General features: G+C 72.1%; 1 protein-coding gene and 1 pseudogene. Both read left to right on the forward strand.

The features are described 5' to 3' along the window. Window positions 1-307 precede the first annotated feature (307 nt). Entirely contained in the window at window positions 308-1,252 is a 945-nt protein-coding gene (locus tag HMPREF0975_RS08645) for a hypothetical protein (RefSeq protein WP_232212494.1), read from the forward strand. Window positions 1,253-1,349: 97 nt separating this feature from the next. Next, a pseudogene (locus HMPREF0975_RS16180) lies at window positions 1,350-2,702 on the forward strand (hypothetical protein); the annotation flags it as partial.

Consider the following 2,702-nt stretch of genomic DNA (forward strand, 5'->3'; position numbering starts at 1 on the left):
ACCGCGGGGGACGTCGCAGATGCGGCAGACGGGGAGGTCGCGGCGGACGGCGCCCCGCAGACACCCGCCCCACCGTCCGACCGATCGGTCGACACGCCGGGCGGGACCGACTCGCCCGCCGCGCCGCGTCTCCTCGGCAACCCGGCCGAAGACGGCCCGATCCCTACAGTTACTCGCACCACGGGCCCACTGTGGCACACCGCGGCCCCCGCCGGCCACAGGCCTCCCACCGCGCTCCAGGACCCAGGATCCCGGCGAAACCGACACGGACCGACACAGAGCGAACGCACCCCCTAGACTCGATCAGGTGAGTGACTCCCCCTCCCATGACACCCCGGGCTCCGCACCGCCCACATCTCCGGGCCCGTCAGGCCAACCGCCCCGCAGTCGCAGGCCCGACTACGTGCTCACCGCCGTCGTCGGGGTGGTCTTCGCCCCGAGTGTCTCCTTCCTCCTCGGCCTGGCCGACGCCGTACCGTCGTCGACCCCGGGCCTGCGCACCGTCCTGCTGCTCGGAGCGATCCTGCTGATCTCCTCCGCCGCCACCGCGCTGTTCGCCGGCCGCTCCTCGATGGGCGCGCTCGCCACGGGACTGACCGCCCTGGCGGCCCAGTCAGCCGTCTTCATGGCCCCCATCCATGCAGCCTCCCTGCCTCACACGTGGCTGCAGAAGCTAATCAGCACCGGGTTCATGCTCATCCTGGCGGGGCTGTGGCTCGGCGGCTCCTGGGGGATGCGCCTGGCCCGCCGTGCCGGCCACGCCCAAGGGCAGGCCGCCTTCCGCCTCACCCAGGCCGACCGAACCGTGGGCTCCACGCCGGCCCCGCCCCCTTCGCGCCGACGCGACCACCTCCTGTCCCTGCCCTGGGTCGTGGCCGGGCTGGCGCTCGCGGCCTTCCTGCTGCCCCGCTCCTACCTGCGGGCGGTCGCCCCCGGAATCCAAACCGGGCCGCTGATGCTCGCCGCCGTCCTGGTGTCCTTCATCGCCCTGGTCGCGGCAGGCGCCTCGACGGCGCGCTCCACCCTCGGGGCGCGCATCACCGGCCCGATCCTTATCCTTTTGACGGTTCCGACGCTCAGTAACGATATGATCCCTGGCGGCCATCTGGTCTCCAGGCTCCTGCCGTACGGCCCGGACGCCGTCGTGCTCGCCGCCATCGGCATCGAGCTCATGGCGATCGGCTGGGGAGCGCATATGGCCCGCCGTGCCGGCCGAGCCAACGCGCTGTCCAAGTTGCGCTCCGGTGCCTGAGGGTCCCATGCCCGCAGTCATGTCCTGGGGACGACCGCATCCCCTCTTTCGGCGCCCCCGCCCCTACTACTAACGTGTGCATGCGTAAGGAGACCTCGTGAGCACCGACAACACAGACCGCATCGCCCCGCAGACGCCCGGCACGTCCGACGGCGTCGGCTCAGCCTCCCCGACGGCGCCTACTCCGGCCACAGAATCGTCGACGTCGGATGCTCACCCCGAGGAGATGAAGGCCACGGTGACCGCTGCGGCCCTCTTCTCCGACAAGAGCCCGGCCGGCAAGGTCGCCCAGGCGTCTCAGCCTGTCTCCTCCGCAACGATCGCACCGGCGACGGCGGCGGGCGACGTGGGCGGTTCGACCGGTGGCACCGAAGACGACACTGCGGGCGGCGCCGCGGATGATGACGTCGACACCATGAAGATCCGCAAGAACAAGAACAGGCAGGAGAACGCCCGCGGCTCTGCCGGAGGCGAGGCCCCCGAGGTCACCGGCGCAGGCGCAGACTCTTCCGATGACGCCGCCGTTGAGGCCACCGAGGAAGTCTCCGGCGAGACGCCTCCGACGCCGTCGGCTGCCGAGGAGGCCCAGGTCGGCACGTTCCCGGTCGGTCGCCCCGCCCAGGACCCGCTACGACCGGACGATCCCTCGCCCCGTCCGGTGACCACTCAGGCTACGACGCCGTCCGAGTCCTCCGAGCCGGTCGAAGACACCGCCACAGGGACGGCCGCCGGCACCCCCGACATGCCGCCGTCCATTCCGCCGTCGTCGGCGCCGGGCGAGCCACAGGCCGAGCAAGTGGAGTCCACGACCCTCACTGCGCCGCAAGCCCCCTCCGCAGACTCGACGACCGACACGCCCCCCGCGGCCTCGGCGACCCCCGCCGTTCCCGCGGCCTCCTCCGAGTCGGCCGGTCTTCCCGCACCCGCCTCGACCGGCTCTGTCAAGGATCCTTCGGACCCCGCTAGCCCGGAGCCGGCCCGTCCGGAGAGCCAAGAGGATGAGAAGGGCAAGGAGGACCGGGAGGATACGGCCTCCATCGTCTCGACAGCCTCCTCCGCAGCAGCGTCCTCGCCCGCCGAGCAGGCCGGCGATGAGGACGAGGCACCGGCATCGGCCGGTGCGGCGTACGCCGTGGCCGCAGGCACGGCGGTCGACGCTCCCGTGCCCGGTACCCCTGAGGACTCCGCGGAATCAGACGATCCCGCAGATCCTTCGGCCTCTGAGGGACTCGAGAGCCAGGCCGCCGAGGACTCCCAGGAGACCAGCGCTTCCCAGGCCGCCGAGGACTCCCAGACAGCCGAGGCCCCGACCACGTCCACGGTCACCACCGGCTCTGAGGCTCCGGGCTCCGACGAAACCGCCGATCGCGCTTCCGCGGTCGAGACGGCCTCCACCGGCTCCGCCGGACGGCCGACCGCATCCGCATCATCAGCACCATCACCTGCCGCC

This window comes from Actinomyces sp. oral taxon 849 str. F0330 (assembly GCF_000239715.1).
GTDB lineage: Bacteria > Actinomycetota > Actinomycetes > Actinomycetales > Actinomycetaceae > Actinomyces > Actinomyces johnsonii.